We start from the raw sequence: 16,553 nt of genomic DNA on the forward strand, positions 1-16,553 counted from the left end.
ACGCCATGCACGTGCGAACACCGAAACGGGCATGGACGCTATGGATCGTCGGGATCGCGCTGGCCTGCGCGCCGATCCCGCTGATCATGTACCACAGCCATCTCTATTATGCGGAGGGCGGCACAAGCGTCGACGGACCGGCGATGCTCTTGATGTCTGTGATTATGACTAGCTCAGGTTGGGGCGCCATCTGGCTGCTGATCCTTGCGCCCTACCTTGTCGGCTATCGCGGGGCGGGACCGCTGACGCTTGGCGTCGGTGCCACTTTCTCGTCGATCCTGTTGTCGACGATCGCATTCGGTCTGACGGGGCTTTTCCTATGGCTTGCGTGCGCCCAGGTCGAATTCTGGAAGCTGTCCCGCATACCGTTCACTGCGCATCTGATCGGCTGTGCCGTGTATTTCCAGTATCTCCGCGCCGCGGTGGTCAACCGGAGCTTACGCGTCGGATCGCGGTGAATGAGACCGGGCGGCGTCGCACCGCCCGGCCATCAGTTCAGGCCCAGTTGGCCATTTCCGTCTCGAGGTTGGACCGCACCTGCTCGAAGAACTGCTCGGTCGTCATCCAGGGCTGGTCGGGGCCGATCAGGATCGCGAGATCCTTGGTCATGTGCCCGTTCTCGACCGTCTGGACGCAGACACGCTCGAGCGTCTCGGCGAACTTGGTGACGTCGGGCGTATCGTCGAACTTGCCGCGATACTTCAGGCCACCGGTCCACGCGAAGATCGACGCGATCGGGTTGGTCGACGTCGCCTTGCCCTGCTCGTGCATGCGGAAGTGACGCGTGACTGTGCCGTGCGCCGCCTCGGCCTCGACGGTCTTGCCGTCCGGGGTCAGCAGGATCGAGGTCATCAGGCCGAGCGACCCGAAGCCCTGTGCGACCTGGTCGGACTGGACGTCGCCATCATAGTTCTTGCATGCCCAGACGAACTCGCCGTTCCACTTCAGCGCCGATGCGACCATGTCGTCGATCAGGCGATGTTCGTAGACGATGCCGGCTTCCTTGAACTTGTCCGTGAACTCGGCCTCGAACACTTCGGCGAACAGGTCCTTGAAGCGGCCGTCATAGGCCTTGAGGATCGTGTTCTTGGTCGACAGATACACAGGCCACTTCAGGTTGAGGCCGTAATGCATCGATGCGCGCGCGAAATCGCGGATCGAGTCGTCGAGGTTGTACATCGCCATCGCGACGCCCGCCGACGGGAACTGGAATACCTCGCGGTCGATCACCGTGCCGTCGTCGCCTTCGAAGACGAGGCGAAGCTTGCCCGGACCCGGGACCAGATAGTCGGTCGCGCGGTACTGATCGCCGAATGCGTGACGGCCGACGACGATCGGGTGCGTCCAGCCCGGGATCAGGCGGGGCACGTTCTTGATCACGATCGGCTCGCGGAAGATGGTGCCGCCGAGGATGTTGCGGATCGTGCCGTTCGGCGACTTCCACATCTTCTTCAGGCCGAACTCGGTCACGCGCTGCTCGTCGGGCGTGATCGTCGCGCACTTCACCGCGACGCCGTGCTTCTGCGTGGCGAGCGCGCTGTCGATCGTGACCTGGTCGTCGGTCGCGTCGCGATGCTCGACGCCGAGATCGTAATAATCGAGCTGGATATCGAGGTACGGCTTGATCAGGCGCTCGCGAATCCATTCCCAGATGATCCGGGTCATCTCGTCGCCATCGATCTCCACGATCGGATTCTTTACCTTGATCTTCGCCATATCCGGGTCCTTCGGGGGAGGGGTTTGGGGAGCGTCTAGGGGAGCACGTCGCGGTGATCAACCACTGGACCCATAAGGAAAACCCGGTTCATCGTTGTATCGCGCGTCCTGCACGGATAGACCCGCAGGTTATGGCATCGCTCGACAAGCCGCCCGTCACGACCTCCACGGTCAAATGGCGATTTCCCGCAGTCCATCCGGAGGGCCACAAATACGTCGCGATTGCGACCGGCATCACGCTGTTGCTGACGATCGTCAGCCACGTGCTGTTCTGGCCGATGGTCGGCGTCGTGATCTGGGTCGCGACGTTCTTCCGCGATCCGATCCGCACCACCCCACAAGGCGAAGGCCTGATCGTCGCCCCCGCGGACGGACTGATCACGATGATCCAGCGCGTGCCGATCCCGCGCGAGCTCGCCGGCGACAACGGTCTCGGCGATGCGCCGCTGGTGCGCGTGTCGATCTTCATGTCGGTGTTCGACGTGCACATCAATCGCACGCCGATCGCCGGTACGATCCGCCAGGTGGTCTACATTTCGGGCAAGTTTCTTAACGCGGACCTCGACAAGGCGAGCGACGAGAACGAGCGCCAGCATTTTGTCGTCGAAGATCGCAACGGCGTGCGGATCGGCTTCACGCAGATCGCCGGCCTAGTCGCGCGCCGCATCCTCGGCTTCGTGAAGGCCGGCGACATGGTCGCGGTCGGCCAGCGCATCGGCCTGATCCGGTTCGGCAGCCGAGTCGACGTGTACCTGCCCGATCACGTGGTGCCGCAGGTCTGCCTCGGCCAGCGCAGCATCGCGGGCGAGACCGTTCTCGGCCGCGTCGGTGGCGTTCCGGTCGGTGGTATCGCGCAGTGATGGATCGCGACGGAATCGACGACGGTTCGACCGATTCGATCGAGGATCGAGGCCGGGGGCGCTTCGGTCGCACACGTCGTGCACCGCGCGGGCTTCCCTTGCGCGCCGTCGCTCCCAACGCCGTTACCGCGCTAGCCTTGTGTTCAGGCCTGAGCGGCGTGCGGTTCGCGATCGGTGGACAATGGGAAAGCGCCGTCGCGATGATTATGGTCGCGGGCGTGCTTGACGGCCTCGATGGTCGGATTGCCCGGATGCTGCACGGTGAGAGCCGGTTCGGTGCCGAGCTCGATTCGCTGTCCGACGCGATCTCGTTCGGCGTCGCGCCTGCGTTAATCGTCTATCTGTGGTCGCTGACCGCGTTGCCGCGCGTCGGCTGGATCTGCTCGTTGATCCTGGCCGTGTTCTGCGCGCTGCGTCTCGCGCGCTTCAACGCCAAGATCGACGAGAGCCACCAGCCGCATAAGTCCGCGGGTTTCCTAACCGGAGTTCCGGCTCCGGCCGGCGCGGGACTCGCGCTGATGCCGATGTTCTTCTGGTTCTGGACCGATGAACCCAGGTTCGCGTCGCCGTATTTCGTGGCGCCCTGGGTTGCGTTCGTCGCGCTACTGATGGTGTCGAGTATCGCGACCTACTCATGGAGTTCGGTCAAACTTCGCAGCAACATCCGGTTCGAGGCCATCGCGCTCGTCGTACTGCTCGGCGCCGCCATCGTGAGCGCGCCATGGCATACGCTCAGCATCATCTGCGTACTGTACCTGCTCTCGATGCCGTTCAGTATCGCGAGTTACGCAAAAATCAGGCGGCAGCGTTCCAGCGGCGGGCGGGTACCGGAGCCGACGTCGAAGCCCAGCGCCTGACCGCAATCCGGCGCTCCGCAACGGCCAGCGTGCGGAGCGGCTGGAACGCGGGTTCGACGTTGCCCATCGCGAGGCGGACGATACGGTCCCACTGCGGCGCGATCGACGAGACGATCATCATGCCCGCGACCGCGAATGCACCAGCAAAAACCATGAAGCTCAGAACCAACATCACGTCCGCCTTCCTATGAGTTGCGAACAAATTCCTAATATCCGCAAACACTTGGTCAGAAACATCGTTCCACTCGTCGCATTTCGAATCCCGTCATGCCGGGGTGATTCCGCGCCGAGTCGAACATCTGTTCCCCTCTGAGCCCTTTATGTTCTCATTGCGTTCCATGAGTCAAGCGGGCGTTGCGCGATTGCTTTTCGAATAGAGCCACGCTAAGGGCCGCGCCTCTAACCCCGCATGGGAGGCATCATAGCCCGGTGCGTCACGGTCATTCGGCCACGACGTCATCCGCTTCCCAGAGGCACAACCGGAAGGATATATCCCTATGGCGGCTCCAGTCGTCTCCATGCAGCAGCTCATTGAAACGGGCGCGCATTTCGGCCACCAGACTCATCGGTGGAACCCCAAGATGAAGCCTTACATCTTTGGTGATCGCAACGGCGTCCACATCCTCGACCTTTCGCAGACCGTGCCGCTGTTCGCGCGCGCGCTCGAGTTCGTCTCGTCGGCGGTTGCCGGTGGCGGCAAGGTCCTGTTCGTCGGCACCAAGCGCCAGGCGCAGGAGCCCGTCGCGGACGCCGCACGTCGCTCGGGCCAGCACTTCGTCAACCATCGCTGGTTGGGCGGCATGCTCACCAACTGGAAGACCATCTCGGGTTCGATCAAGCGTCTCAAGACGCTTGAGGAAATGCTGTCGGGCGACACCGTCGGCCTGACCAAGAAGGAAGTCCTTCAGCTCACCCGCGAGAAGGACAAGCTCGAGCTTTCGCTCGGCGGCATCCGCGACATGGGCGGCATTCCCGACGTGATGTTCGTGATCGACGCGAACAAGGAAGAGCTGGCGATCAAGGAAGCGAACACGCTGGGTATTCCCGTCGTCGCGATCCTCGATTCGAACGTGTCGCCGGACGGCATCGCCTTCCCGGTTCCCGCGAACGACGACGCAGCCCGCGCCATCCGCCTGTACTGCGAGGCGATCGCGATCGCAGCGACGCGCGGCGGCCAGGAGCAGCAGCGCCGCACCGGTGCCGACATCGGCGCGATGATCGAGCCGCCGAAGGAAGAGGCCATCGCAGAGCCGACCGTCGAAGCCACGGCCGACACGGCACAGGCAACCGCGAATGCCGATACCGCTGCAGAATTCGCAGCCGAGGGTGAGCGCCAGATCGACGCATAAGCGTTGTCGCCGAACCGTCATGCGGGCGGGGTAGGGCGAAAGCTCTGCCTCGCCCGCAACCATATTCAGACCTAAAAAGGATTAGAGACATGGCCGATATCACGGCAGCGATGGTCAAGGATCTGCGCGAGAAGAGCGGCGCGGGCATGATGGATTGCAAGAAGGCGCTGAGCGAGAACGCCGGCGACATGGAGCAGGCAATGGATTGGCTGCGTACCAAGGGGCTCGCAGCCGCCGCCAAGAAGTCCAGCCGCACCGCGGCCGAGGGTCTGGTCGGCGTCGCCGTGTCGGGCACCAAGGGCGCAGCGGTCGAAGTCAACTCGGAGACGGATTTCGTCGCGAAGAACGACCAGTTCCAGTCGTTCGTCCGTGACGTCACGCAGATCGCGCTCGCAACCGGTGGCGACATCGAGGCGCTGAAGTCGCAGGCGATGCCATCGGGCAAGACCGTCGAGGAAGTCCTGACGAACAACGTCGCGACGATCGGCGAGAACCAGTCGCTGCGCCGCTCGCGCACGCTGGAAGTCAGCAAGGGTGCGGTCGTTCCGTACATCCACAATGCAGCGGCTCCCGGCCTCGGCAAGATCGGCGTACTCGTCGCGCTCGAGTCGGAGGCTTCGGACGAGGTTCTCCAGGCACTCGGCAAGCAGCTCGCGATGCACATCGCAGCCGCGTTCCCGAAGGCGCTCAACGAAGCCGACCTCGACGAGTCCGAGATCGAGCGCGAGCGCGCGATCGCGACCGAGAAGGCCGCCGAGTCGGGCAAGCCTGCCGACATCATCGCCAAGATGGTCGAGGGCGGCATCGCCAAGTACCGTAAGGAGCACGCCCTGGTCAGCCAGCTGTTCGTGATGGACGGCAAGACCAAGATCTCCGACGTCGTCGCCAAGGCCGGCAAGGATGCGGGCGCCGAGATCAAGCTGGTGGACTATGTCCGCTTCCAGCTGGGCGAAGGCATCGAGAAGGAGCAGTCCGACTTCGCAGCCGAGGTTGCTGCTGCTTCGGGCGTGCCCCAGGCGTAAACTGATTTCCTCCCTCGCCCCTCCGGGGAGAGGGAAGGGGCCCGCCGCGCTTGCGGTGGGAAGGGTGAGGGGAGTGGTTGGGTCTCGAACCTCACGCCCCCTCATCCGGCCCTGCCGGGCCACCTTCTCCCCGAGGGGAGAAGGATAGCGGGGCAGCCTTGGTGCTGCTCCGTCATCCCCGCGCAGGCGGGGATCCATACATTCCGGACCCGGTGATCTACCGAGACGTCAGCCCATATGGGTTCCCGCCTCCGCGGGAATGACAGTGATTCTCCGATACGCGCGCTTCTGCGAACGACGATTTTCCGTCCGATCTCCACCCAGTTTCGATGCACGCGCCGCACAGCGCTTCACATCCCGGGCCTCGCCGCCTAAGGTCCGCGCCGCCCCGCCAATCACAATTCGAGATTTATGACGCCTCCGCGCTACAACCGTATCCTGCTGAAACTGTCGGGCGAAGTCCTGATGGGGCCGTCGGGTCTTTCGATCGATCCGACCGTCACCGCGCGCGTCGCGCAGGAGATCGCGGACATCAAGGCGAAGGGCTACGAAATCTGCATCGTCGTCGGTGGTGGCAACATCTTCCGCGGCATGGCGGGCGCGGCACGCGGCATGGACCGCGCGACCGGCGATTACATGGGCATGCTCGCGACCGTGATGAATGCGCTCGCCGTGCAGAACGCGCTCGAGCAGATCGGCGTCGACACGCGCGTCCAGTCGGCGATCCCGATGGCGTCGGTGTGCGAGCCGTTCATCCGCCGCCGGGCCGAGCGTCACCTGGAGAAGGGCCGCGTCGTGATCTTCGCGGCGGGCGTCGGCAGCCCCTATTTCACCACCGATTCGGGCGCCGCGCTGCGTGCTGCCGAGATGAAGTGCGATGCGCTGTTCAAGGGCACTTCGGTCGACGGCGTCTATAACGCCGACCCGAAGACGCACCCGGACGCAGTGCGCTACGAAACGGTCACGTACAGCCGCGTGCTGTCCGACGACCTCAAGGTCATGGACGCGAGCGCGATCGCGCTCTGCCGTGACAACAACATCCCGATCGTCGTCTTCAACATCCGCGAACCCGGCAATCTCGCCGCGGTGCTGGCGGGTGATGGCGTGTCGACGATCGTCCAGAACGAGCAGGAGCTTTAAGATGGCCGCATACGACAAGACCGACCTGGAACGCCGCATGGCGGGTGCCGTCGAAGCGCTGAAGAGCGATCTCGCCGGCCTGCGCACGGGTCGCGCGTCGACCGCGTTGCTCGATCCGGTGATGGTGACGGTGTACGGCTCGTCGATGCCGCTGAACCAGGTTGCGACTGTCTCGGCGCCCGAGCCGCGGATGCTGTCGGTGCAGGTCTGGGACAAGTCGAACGTCGGCCCGACCGACAAGGCGATCCGCTCGGCCGGCCTGGGGCTCAACCCGATCGTCGACGGCCAGACGCTGCGCCTGCCGATCCCCGACCTGACCGAGGAGCGCCGCAAGGAACTCGCCAAGCTGGCCGGCCAGTACGCCGAGAAGGCGCGCATCGCGGTCCGTAACGTCCGCCGCGACGGGATGGATTCGCTCAAGGTCGATGAGAAGAAGGGCGTGTTCGGCGAGGACGAGCGCAAGCGTCACGAGACCGAAGTGCAGAAGCTTACCGACAGCATCATCGCCGAGCTCGATGCGACCGCGACCGCCAAGGAAAAGGAAATCCTGGGCAAGTGAGATTGCAGGCCTCCTCGGCCGCGCCGCTCGCTGCTGTTCCTGTGGGTGCCGTTCCTGCGGGCGGTGCGGTGCCGCGCCATGTCGCGATCATCATGGACGGCAATGGCCGCTGGGCGAAAAAGCGGTTCCTGCCGCGCTTCGCCGGGCACAAGGCCGGCGTCGAGGCCGTGCGCAAGGTGACGCGCGCAGCGCGGGCGATGGGGATCGAGGCGCTGACGCTGTACGCGTTCTCGTCCGAAAACTGGCGGCGTCCGGCCGAAGAGGTCAGCGACCTGATGGGGCTGCTGCGGCATTTCATCCGCAGCGACCTCGACGAACTCGCGCGCGAGAACGTTCGGCTGCGCGTGATCGGCGATTACCACAGCTTTTCGCCCGATCTGGTGGCCATGGTCGATGACGCCATTGCGCGGACTGCGGGGAATAGCGGTCCGATTCTGGCGATCGCGCTGAATTATGGTGCGCATGCCGAACTGGTGACCGCCGCGCGGCGACTGGCGGAGCGAGCGCGTGATGGCGGGCTGGACCCGGCGAATATCGACGTGGCGACGATCGAGGCGGAACTCGACACGCACGACCTGCCGCCGCTCGACTTGATGATCCGGACCTCTGGCGAACAGCGTCTGTCGAACTTCCTGCTGTGGCAGGCTGCGTATGCCGAACTGCTGTTCGTCGACACGCTCTGGCCCGATTTCGATGCGGCGGCACTCGCCGATGCGGTCGCGGCGTTTGGGCAGCGCCAGCGCCGCTACGGTGGTCTGTGAGCCTTACCGACCCTGAAAAGGCGCCCGATCAGGCGTTGCGTACGCCGTCCAATCTCCAGCTCAGGATGATCGCCAGCGTCGGCATGATCGCGGTGGCAAGCCTTGCGCTGACGCTCGGCGGGATCGCGTTCTGGGTGCTCGGCGTGGTGGCCGCGCTGTTCATGATGGCGGAGTGGTCGATGCTGCAAGGCGCCGACGCGAAGACCAAGCGGATGACGCAGTTCGCATTGTCGGTGCCGCTAGCGTTAATGGCGCCCGCATCGCTGATTCTCGTGATCCATGATTTCTTCACGCTGGGGCTCCTTGTGGGGGCGGCGTTCTTCGTCGTCATCACGACGCGCAAACCCAAGCTGGCGCTGGGCATCATCTATTGTGGCCTTCCCGTGTTCGCGCTGATGATCATCCGGCGGCAGGACGAGGGAATCCTCTTCACGCTGTGGGCGCTGTCGCTGGTGTGGGCGTGCGATATCGGCGCGTTCTTCACTGGGCGCACGCTGGGCGGTCCCAAGCTGGCGCCGGTGATCAGCCCTAACAAGACATGGTCGGGGCTGATCGGCGGTGTCGTGCTTGCGAGCGCGGTCGCGGCGGTGCTGCATACGCAATACGGCTTGCCGATGCGGATGACGCTGGCGACACCGGTACTCGCCGTGCTCGCGCAGATGGGCGATCTCTACGAGAGCTGGTTGAAGAGAGTGGCAGGCGTGAAGGACAGCGGCAACATCCTGCCAGGGCATGGCGGCGTGATGGATCGCCTCGACGGCCTGGTCCCGGTCGCGCCAGTCGCGGCGCTCCTCGTCATCTTGCCACATTTCTACGCATGAAGACCGTCACGATCCTGGGCGCGACCGGCTCGGTCGGGACCTCGACGCTCGACCTGATCGAGCGGGAGCCCGACCGGTTTCGCGTCGTTGCGCTGACCGCGAATTGCGATGTGGCGAAGCTTGCCGCGGCCGCGATCCGGACCAAGGCCGAGTTTGCCGTCGTTGCCGATGAGGGGTGTCTCCCCGAACTTCGCGAGGCGCTCGACGGTACGGGTATCCGTGCGGGCGGGGGTGCCGGGGCGATTGCCGAGGCGGCGTCTTCGGGCGCGGACTGGACGATGGGGGCGATCGTCGGCTGCGCGGGGTTGAAGCCGGTGATGGCGGCGATCGAGCAGGGCGGCACCGTCGTGATCGCCAACAAGGAGCCGCTGGTTTCCGCCGGCGATGTGATCCTCGCCGCTGCCGAGCGGACCGGCGCGACGTTGCTTCCTGCCGATTCCGAGCACAACGCGATCTTCCAGTGCTTCGATGCGACTCGGCCTGAACGTGTGCGGCGGATCATCCTGACGTGCAGCGGCGGGCCGTTCCGCGATTGGACGACGGAGCAGATGCGCGGCGTGACGCTGGAGCAAGCCGTCAAGCATCCCAACTGGTCGATGGGTGCGAAGATCTCGGTCGATTCGGCAACCTGCATGAACAAGGGCCTCGAACTGATCGAGGCCGCGCGGCTGTTCCCGATTCCGCACGACCGGATCGAGATCGTCATCCACCCGCAATCGGTCGTGCACAGCCTCGTCGATTACGTCGACGGCTCGGTATTGGCACAGCTCGGGCCCCCTGACATGCGGACGCCGATCGCACACACGCTCGCTTGGCCGGACCGGATGGCAACGCCGATGGCGCCGCTCGACCTGGTCGCGATCGGCCGACTCGACTTTGAGGCACCCGATCCGGTCCGCTTCCCAGCGCTACGATTGGCCCGCGAGGCGCTCGACGCAGCTGGCGCACGACCCGCAATTCTCAACGCTGCCAACGAGGTAGCAGTCGAGGCATTCCTGCAACGGCGCATCGGCTTCCTCGAAATTGCCGCAATCGTCGAACATACGTTGTCGTGTTATGACCCGGCCGCGCCGGACAGCGTCGATGCCGTGCTGGCGATCGATGCCGAGACGCGGATCTTGGCGGGCGAGCGTGTGAAGGATTACGCGGTTTGATCGAAACACCCGGTGTCCTGCTGACCATATTGTCGTTCGCCGCGGTGATTGGCCCCCTCGTGTTCGTGCACGAGATGGGACATTACCTCGCTGGGCGTTTTTTCGGGATCAAGGCGGACGCCTTCGCGATCGGCTTCGGCCACGAGGTCGCGGGTTTTACCGACAAGCGCGGCACGCGGTGGAAGTTCGGTTGGCTGCCTCTTGGTGGTTACGTCAAGTTTGCCGGTGATATGAACCCGGCCAGCCAGCCCTCTGCCGAGTGGCTGTCGCTACCCGCCGAAGAACGCCAGCGTACGTTCCAGTCCAAGCCGGTATGGCAGCGCGCGATTGTCGTCGCAGCCGGCCCGGTCGTGAACTTCGTCGTCGCGATCCTGATCCTCGCCGGCTTCGCGTTCGCCTATGGTGACATCCGCATGCCGCCAATCGTGGGTGGTACCGTTCCTGGCAGCGCGGCCGCAGCGGCCGGCCTCCAGGCGGGCGACCGGATCATCGGCATCGGTGGCCGCTCGGTCGAGACATTCGACGATATGGCGCGCTATGCCCGCATCCGCGCCGGCGAGCGGACTTGGATCGACGCGGTTCGCGGTGACCGGACGCTGTCGCGTGACATCGTCATCGGTACCGAACTACAGCGCGATCGCTTCGGCAACGAATATCGAATCGGTCGCCTAGGCATCGCCGGCAGCAAGCCGATCGTCGTCCCCGTCAGCCTGGTCGAGGCGCCGGTGATCGCGGTAAAGCGGACCGGCGAGATCGTCTCCATGATGGTCGAGACGCTGGGGCAGGTCATCACCGGACGCCGTTCGGTAAAGGAACTCGGCGGACCACTCAGCATCGCCAAGGTCTCGGGCGAGCAGATGTCACTCGGCCTCGACGCCTATGTCTTCCTGATCGCGCTCGTGTCGATCAATCTGGGGTTCATCAACCTGCTGCCAGTGCCGATGCTCGATGGAGGCCATTTGTTCTTCTATGCGATCGAAGCGGTGCGTAGGCGCCCGGTCGAGCCGCAGGTTCAGGAATGGGCGTTTCGTGGCGGTCTTGCGGCAATCCTCGCGCTGATGTTGCTCGTGACCTTCAACGATCTCGGCAATTTTGGGCTCTGGAAGAACTTGGCCGGCTTGATCGGCTGACGACGATAGGGCAGGGCGGGCGCGCCTTGTATGTGCACGTTTTTAAGGTGGGTTTGGTGACAGCGATCAACGGTTACGATTTCGCGCGTAAGGGCGCCCTGCTGCTTGCAGGAACGATCCTGTCGGGCGTTCCCGCCTTTGCGCAGACGGCACCCGCCGCCTCGCCTTCCGCTGGGCCTTCAACTGCGCCGACCGGAACGGCGACACGAACCGGTGCGACGCGAGTCGCTCCGCCAGTAGTAACGCCCGTCGGCGCGCCGGTATCCGTGCGGACGATAAAGACTTTGCGCGTCGAGGGATCGCAGCGCATCGAGGGCGAGACGGTGCTCAGCTACACCAAGCTGCGCGTCGGCATCCCCTACACCGCCGAGACGCTCGATCAGGCCCTGAAGGATCTCCAGGCCAGCGACCTGTTCGCGGACTACTCGATCGCTGGTGTCGAGGACGGCAACATCGTTCTCCGCGTGCGTGAGAACCCGATCATCAACCGCGTGATCATCGAGGGCAACAAGGCGCTGAAAAGCGACAAGATCACCAAGGAGATCAAGCTCGCGCCCCGCCAGATCTTCACGCGCACCGCAGTCCGCCAGGATATCGCGCGGATCATCGAGCTGTATCGTCGCCAAGGCCGCTTCGCCGCGGTGATCGATCCAAAGATGGTCAACCTCGACCAGAACCGTGTCGACGTCGTGTTCGAGATCAGCGAAGGGCCGAAATCGAAGGTCCGTCAGATCAACATCCTCGGCAACGAGGTGTTCTCCGACGACCAGATTCGCGGCCAGATGGCAACCAAGCAGTCGCGCCTGTTCCGTCTGCTGTCGTCGGCGACCAGCTATGATCAGGATCGCCTGTCCTACGATCAGCAGAAGCTGCGCCAGTTCTACCTGACGCAGGGTTATGCAGATTTCCGCGTGACCTCGGCGGTCGCCGAGCTGACGCCGGACAAGAAGGACTTCATCATCACGTACGTGGTGGAGGAGGGCAAGCGCTACAAGTTCGGCGACGTCACTGTCGACAGCCAGATCCGCGACTTCGACAACACCAAGCTGGCGGCCACGCTGCCACTGAAGAAGGGCGACTGGTACAACGCCAAGCTGGTCGAGGATTCGGTAGACAACCTAAGCCAGACCGCGGGCCTGTTCGGGTACGCGTTCACCGAGGTGAACCCGGAGTTCCAGAAGGACGCCGAAACGCTGACGATGGGGATTAATTTCAACATCGCCGAAGCCAAGCGCACCTATGTCGAACGGATCGACATCAACGGCAATACGCAGACGCAGGACAAGGTCGTTCGTCGCGAGATCCGCCTGGCCGAGGGTGACGCGTTCAACAGCTTCCAGGTGAAGCGTTCGCAGGATCGTATCAACTCACTGGGCTATTTCGCCGACAAGATGGAGATCAAGCAGCTCCCAGGTTCCGCGCCCGACCGCGTGATCCTCGAAACCAACCTCGAAGAGAAGTCGACCGGCGAGCTGCAGCTGTCGGCCGGCTATTCGAGCCTCGAGCGCTTCATCATCCAGGCGAACATCACGCAGCGCAACTTCCGCGGCAAGGGCCAGGAATTGCGCGCCGGCGTCAACTATTCGAGCTACTCGAAGTCGATCGAGCTGGGCTTCACCGAACCGTATCTGTTCGATAAGAACATCGCAGTCGGTGGCGACATCTTCCGCCGCGACTACAACTCGTTCAACTATGTCGGCAACGATCGTCAGACCAACTATTCGCAGGTGTCGACAGGCTTCCAGCTTCGTGCCGGCGTGCCATTGACTGAATTTTGGTCGCTTTCGGCGCGCTATGGCTTGTCCTACGACGAGGTTAGCCTCGATAGCCAATATCTGAACGCAGACGGTTCGTGTAATCTCGAAGTGGCGGGTCGATATCTGTGCGAAGCGATTGGTAATCGTTGGACGTCCTCGGTCGGCTACTCGATCAGCCGAGATACGTTGAACAGCCGCCTTCGTCCCACAGCAGGGTCACGTTTTTCGTTCAGCCAGGATTTTGCCGGGCTGGGTGGGGACGTGAAATATCTGCGTACGCGACTCGAGGGCTCGAAATATGCCAACCTCGGCAGCGGGTTTATCGGATCGATCGTCGCAGAAGGCGGGTACATCCATCCTCTCGAGAGCAGCCCAGGCCCAGGGCGAGACCCGATCCGTATTACCGATCGCTTCTATCTCGGTGAGCCACAGTTCCGCGGCTTCGACATTCGCGGCGTAGGCCCCCGTGTGTTGCGCGCCGGCTATGTGATCGCCGCCGATGGCTCCCAGTCGGTCCAGACCGATCGCGACCAGATCCAGGACGATGCACTCGGTGGTCGTGCCTATTACCTTGCGCGTGCGGAAATCGAGATTCCGTTGGGATCCGGTGCACGCGAACTGGGTCTGAGGCCATCGATCTACGCACAGGTGGGTAGCCTGTTCGGTATCAAGAAGCCGCTTCCGACGTTCAATTATGATCAGGCTAAAAGCGCGGCCGGTGCGTTGCTGTTCAATGCGGATGGTTCGCCGACCTTGCTGCAAAACCAGTATAAGGACAGCGGGAATAATCCGCTCTACTTGACGCCGGAAGTTGCGGCGACTGCGACGACGCCGGGCATAGCATCTGTTCAGACGATCTGCCCCGTAGGCGTGATAGCGGCCGGCGCGACGACGTGTTCTGGTACGACCGCCAATGCTCGGTATCTCAACCCGAACATCTATCAGGAAACGTTCCTTGGAAACTCGGCCAAGCCGCGTCTCTCGGTAGGTATCGGTGTCAACTGGAACTCGCCATTCGGTCCGCTCCGGATCGATCTCGCCAAAGCCTTGCTCACCCAGAAGGGTGACGACCCCAAGCTTATTACTTTCAACGTAGGGACACAGTTCTGATGACGACGTTCAAGACGCTTCTCCTCGCCGCAGCGCTCGTTGCGCCTGCCGCCATGACCGCGACCGCTGCCGATGCACAGGTTTCGGGCATCGCCGTCGCCGACGCGCAGGGTGCGATCGCCAACTCGAAGGCCTGGAACGCCGCGCGCGCCCAGATCGAGACGACCTACAAGGCCCAGCTCGACCAGGCCGAGACGCGCCGCCAGGCCGTGGCTCGCGAGCTCCAGCCGCTGGTCACCGCGTTCCAGACCGCACAGCGTGCGCCGGGCGCGACCGACGCGTCGCTTCGTCCGCAGGCACAGGCGATCCAGACGCGTGAGACCGCGGCGAACCAGGAACTCGCTCGCCTGACGCAGCCCGCCCAGCGCGCGCAGCAATATGCGATCGAGCAGATCCAGGCGAAGCTCAGCGATGCCGTCACGGCCGCGGTTCGTGCCAAGAACGTCAGCCTGTTGCTGCGTCCTGAGGCTGCGCTGTTCGCGCAGCCCACTGCAGACATCACGCCTGCGATCACGACCGAACTCGACCGTCTCGTGCCGTCGGTCAGCACCGCCGTGCCGGCCAACTGGCAGCCGAACCAGCAGGGTGGCCAGCAGCAGCAGGGCGCTGCGCCGGCTCCGGCCGGGCGTGCACCTGCCGCCACGCGCACGCCGCAGGGTCGTTAAGTCACACCGATGAGCGAGACTGTGAACGACACGGCAAAGGCTAGCTTGGGCCCGCTCGATATCGGGCGGGTCATGGCCGCGTTGCCGCATCGCTATCCGTTGCTGCTGGTCGATCGTGTCGAGGATCTGATCCTCGACACGTCGATCACCGCGATCAAAGCGGTGTCGATGAACGAGCAGTTCTTCCAGGGGCATTTCCCCGGACGACCGATCATGCCGGGCGTGCTGATCGTCGAGGCGATGGCGCAGGCGGCGGGGATTCTCGCCGTCGAATCGCTGGGTCTCGCGGGCTCGGGCAAGCTCGTCTATTTCATGGCGATCGACGGGGCCAAGTTCCGCAAGCCGGTCGAGCCGGGCGTGTTGCTCAAGCTCGAAGTGACGTTCGTCCAGAAGCGCAGTTCGGTGTGCAAGTTCGCCGGCCGCGCGCTGGTCGACGGGCAGCTGGTGGCTGAGGCGAACTTCACGGCGATGATTGCCGACCCGCCGAAAGCCTGATGCGAGGCTATAGCCCCGCATTCTTGTAAATTCGGGCGCGTCCGTGTACGGGCGCGCCTTCCTTTTCAGGCTGGTCGGAACCAGCCACATACGGAGAATTCCCATGAAGGCCGATACGCACCCCGATTATCACATGATCACCGTCCAGATGACCGATGGCAGCAAGTACCAGACTCGCACCACCTGGGGTAAGGAAGGCGATGTGATGACGCTCGAGATCGATCCGCTCGCGCATCCCGCATGGACCGGTGGCCGTGGCACGATGCTCGATACGGGCGGCCAGGTCGCGCGCTTCAACAAGCGTTTCGGTGGCGGTCTCACGCTCCGCAAGTAAGCTAAAGCCCCGGAATGAATTGATACTAATTCATTCCGGGGCCTTTTATTAAGACGGCGTTAGGGATCCACGGCTAAATTTGGGCTCGTAAGGACGAGGACCCCATGTTCGCCGCCGACTTCGAACCCGCAGAGCGTAAGTCCCGGCGCAGCGCACTTCGCGCTCCCGTTTCGCTCGATGTCCGGATCGGCAAAACCGGCCGCACACTTTGCAGAGTGATCGACATCTCGGTCCACGGTGCACGACTTCAAACCTATTCGGCGCTCAAGCGCGGTACCAGCATCTGGCTCAACCTTCCGCAAATCGGGCAGGTGGTTGCCGAGGTAATGTGGGCCGATGACTACACCGCGGGTTGCAAGTTCCACACTCCCCTGCCGGCGTCCGTATTCGAAGCGCTGGTCGCTACTGCGTCCGCAGGCTGACGCGTTGCTGAGTGGACGTGCCGCCGTCCGCCGCATTTCTCCTCAGGTGAGCTTCAGGCCTGATCGAATGTGAGCGCTCGATCGGTCTGCCTCGTCTGGGGAGGGGGTTCTGCCTCGACACGCAGCTGGTCTGCACTGGCAAGGACAGCCTTCGCTCAGAACGCGATCGTGACAAACCATCGCCCCGGCACGAGGTGCGAGAGGGCGTCACAGGAAGCCTCGCCTTTAATTTTCCAGAAACTGACCTCAAACTGTAAAAAAGCGTTTGACGGGTTTGTGGGTCGGCCCTAGAGGGGTGTCACCGCAGCGAACGGCCACACGGTCTGGTTGGTGCGGTCGCAAAAAACCAGATGCTCCAAGCTTTCCGAGAGGGAGGTTATGCGAGTGTCGGTATTTTTGTC

18 protein-coding genes are annotated in these 16,553 nt (G+C 63.5%); 16 read left to right on the forward strand and 2 right to left on the reverse strand.

The features are described from left to right. Positions 1 to 11 precede the first annotated feature (11 nt). Positions 12 to 458 carry a hypothetical protein gene (locus tag ASE82_RS16990; RefSeq protein WP_133020920.1) on the forward strand — a complete coding sequence of 149 codons (447 nt, stop codon included), beginning with the start codon at positions 12 to 14 and terminating at the stop codon, positions 456 to 458. A gap of 37 nt (positions 459 to 495) precedes the next feature. Here ASE82_RS16990 and ASE82_RS16995 read toward each other — a convergent pair whose 3' ends face one another. Further along, on the reverse strand, positions 496 to 1,716 hold the full coding sequence (locus ASE82_RS16995; protein ID WP_056065992.1) for an NADP-dependent isocitrate dehydrogenase: 1,221 nt from the start codon (positions 1,714 to 1,716) through the stop codon (positions 496 to 498). Between the two features lie 131 nt (positions 1,717 to 1,847). Between ASE82_RS16995 and ASE82_RS17000 the strand changes: the two genes are divergently transcribed. Both ASE82_RS17000 and ASE82_RS17005 read left to right on the forward strand, forming a co-directional pair. Next, on the forward strand, positions 1,848 to 2,576 hold the full coding sequence (locus ASE82_RS17000) for a phosphatidylserine decarboxylase (RefSeq protein ID WP_056065995.1): 729 nt from the start codon (positions 1,848 to 1,850) through the stop codon (positions 2,574 to 2,576). Continuing rightward, positions 2,576 to 3,433 (forward strand): CDP-alcohol phosphatidyltransferase family protein, encoded by an 858-nt coding sequence (locus tag ASE82_RS17005; RefSeq protein ID WP_056065998.1) that lies wholly within the window; start codon positions 2,576 to 2,578, stop codon positions 3,431 to 3,433. Before ASE82_RS17000 ends, ASE82_RS17005 begins: the two co-directional genes overlap by 1 nt. Here the strand turns inward: ASE82_RS17005 and ASE82_RS17010 are convergent. Continuing rightward, positions 3,372 to 3,605 (reverse strand): hypothetical protein, encoded by a 234-nt coding sequence (locus tag ASE82_RS17010; RefSeq protein WP_056489532.1) that lies wholly within the window; start codon positions 3,603 to 3,605, stop codon positions 3,372 to 3,374. The two genes, ASE82_RS17005 and ASE82_RS17010, sit on opposite strands and share 62 nt — an antisense overlap. Before the next feature lie 325 nt (positions 3,606 to 3,930). Between ASE82_RS17010 and rpsB the strand changes: the two genes are divergently transcribed. The 13 genes from rpsB (at position 3,931) to ASE82_RS17075 (ending at position 16,152) form a co-directional block, all read left to right on the forward strand. Then, positions 3,931 to 4,782, forward strand: a complete 852-nt coding sequence (rpsB, locus tag ASE82_RS17015; protein ID WP_056066002.1) for a 30S ribosomal protein S2 — start codon at positions 3,931 to 3,933, stop codon at positions 4,780 to 4,782. 89 nt (positions 4,783 to 4,871) lie between these two features. Beyond that, complete coding sequence (tsf, locus tag ASE82_RS17020) at positions 4,872 to 5,804, forward strand: translation elongation factor Ts (RefSeq protein ID WP_056055945.1); 933 nt, start codon at positions 4,872 to 4,874, stop codon at positions 5,802 to 5,804. A 411-nt stretch (positions 5,805 to 6,215) separates the two neighbouring features. Next, positions 6,216 to 6,944: a UMP kinase gene (gene pyrH / locus ASE82_RS17025; protein WP_056066004.1), complete on the forward strand. Its 729-nt coding sequence runs from the start codon at positions 6,216 to 6,218 to the stop codon at positions 6,942 to 6,944. A gap of 1 nt (position 6,945) precedes the next feature. After that, the gene (gene frr / locus ASE82_RS17030; RefSeq protein WP_056055952.1) at positions 6,946 to 7,503 is read left to right on the forward strand and encodes a ribosome recycling factor; all 558 of its coding nucleotides are present in this window, start codon (positions 6,946 to 6,948) and stop codon (positions 7,501 to 7,503) included. A gap of 41 nt (positions 7,504 to 7,544) precedes the next feature. Next, complete coding sequence (locus tag ASE82_RS17035; RefSeq protein ID WP_268795442.1) at positions 7,545 to 8,264, forward strand: isoprenyl transferase; 720 nt, start codon at positions 7,545 to 7,547, stop codon at positions 8,262 to 8,264. A 65-nt stretch (positions 8,265 to 8,329) separates the two neighbouring features. Then, on the forward strand, positions 8,330 to 9,085 hold the full coding sequence (locus ASE82_RS17040; protein WP_056066138.1) for a phosphatidate cytidylyltransferase: 756 nt from the start codon (positions 8,330 to 8,332) through the stop codon (positions 9,083 to 9,085). Then, a complete protein-coding gene (locus ASE82_RS17045; protein ID WP_056066005.1) occupies positions 9,082 to 10,239 on the forward strand; it encodes a 1-deoxy-D-xylulose-5-phosphate reductoisomerase in 1,158 nt (385 codons plus the stop codon). The genes ASE82_RS17040 and ASE82_RS17045 overlap by 4 nt, the downstream gene beginning before the upstream one ends. After that, a complete protein-coding gene (gene rseP / locus ASE82_RS17050) occupies positions 10,236 to 11,369 on the forward strand; it encodes an RIP metalloprotease RseP (RefSeq protein ID WP_056066008.1) in 1,134 nt (377 codons plus the stop codon). The genes ASE82_RS17045 and rseP overlap by 4 nt, the downstream gene beginning before the upstream one ends. Positions 11,370 to 11,422: 53 nt before the next feature. Beyond that, positions 11,423 to 14,236 carry an outer membrane protein assembly factor BamA gene (gene bamA, locus ASE82_RS17055; RefSeq protein ID WP_056066140.1) on the forward strand — a complete coding sequence of 938 codons (2,814 nt, stop codon included), beginning with the start codon at positions 11,423 to 11,425 and terminating at the stop codon, positions 14,234 to 14,236. Next, a complete protein-coding gene (locus ASE82_RS17060) occupies positions 14,236 to 14,901 on the forward strand; it encodes an OmpH family outer membrane protein (protein ID WP_056066013.1) in 666 nt (221 codons plus the stop codon). The genes bamA and ASE82_RS17060 overlap by 1 nt, the downstream gene beginning before the upstream one ends. Positions 14,902 to 14,910: 9 nt before the next feature. Continuing rightward, positions 14,911 to 15,396 carry a 3-hydroxyacyl-ACP dehydratase FabZ gene (gene fabZ, locus ASE82_RS17065; protein ID WP_056066017.1) on the forward strand — a complete coding sequence of 162 codons (486 nt, stop codon included), beginning with the start codon at positions 14,911 to 14,913 and terminating at the stop codon, positions 15,394 to 15,396. 103 nt (positions 15,397 to 15,499) lie between these two features. Next, on the forward strand, positions 15,500 to 15,730 hold the full coding sequence (gene rpmE / locus ASE82_RS17070) for a 50S ribosomal protein L31 (protein WP_055880673.1): 231 nt from the start codon (positions 15,500 to 15,502) through the stop codon (positions 15,728 to 15,730). Between the two features lie 104 nt (positions 15,731 to 15,834). Then, positions 15,835 to 16,152 carry a PilZ domain-containing protein gene (locus ASE82_RS17075; protein ID WP_056066020.1) on the forward strand — a complete coding sequence of 106 codons (318 nt, stop codon included), beginning with the start codon at positions 15,835 to 15,837 and terminating at the stop codon, positions 16,150 to 16,152. Positions 16,153 to 16,553 lie beyond the last annotated feature (401 nt).

Source organism: Sphingomonas sp. Leaf230 (genome assembly GCF_001421745.1).
Classification (GTDB): Bacteria; Pseudomonadota; Alphaproteobacteria; order Sphingomonadales; family Sphingomonadaceae; genus Sphingomonas.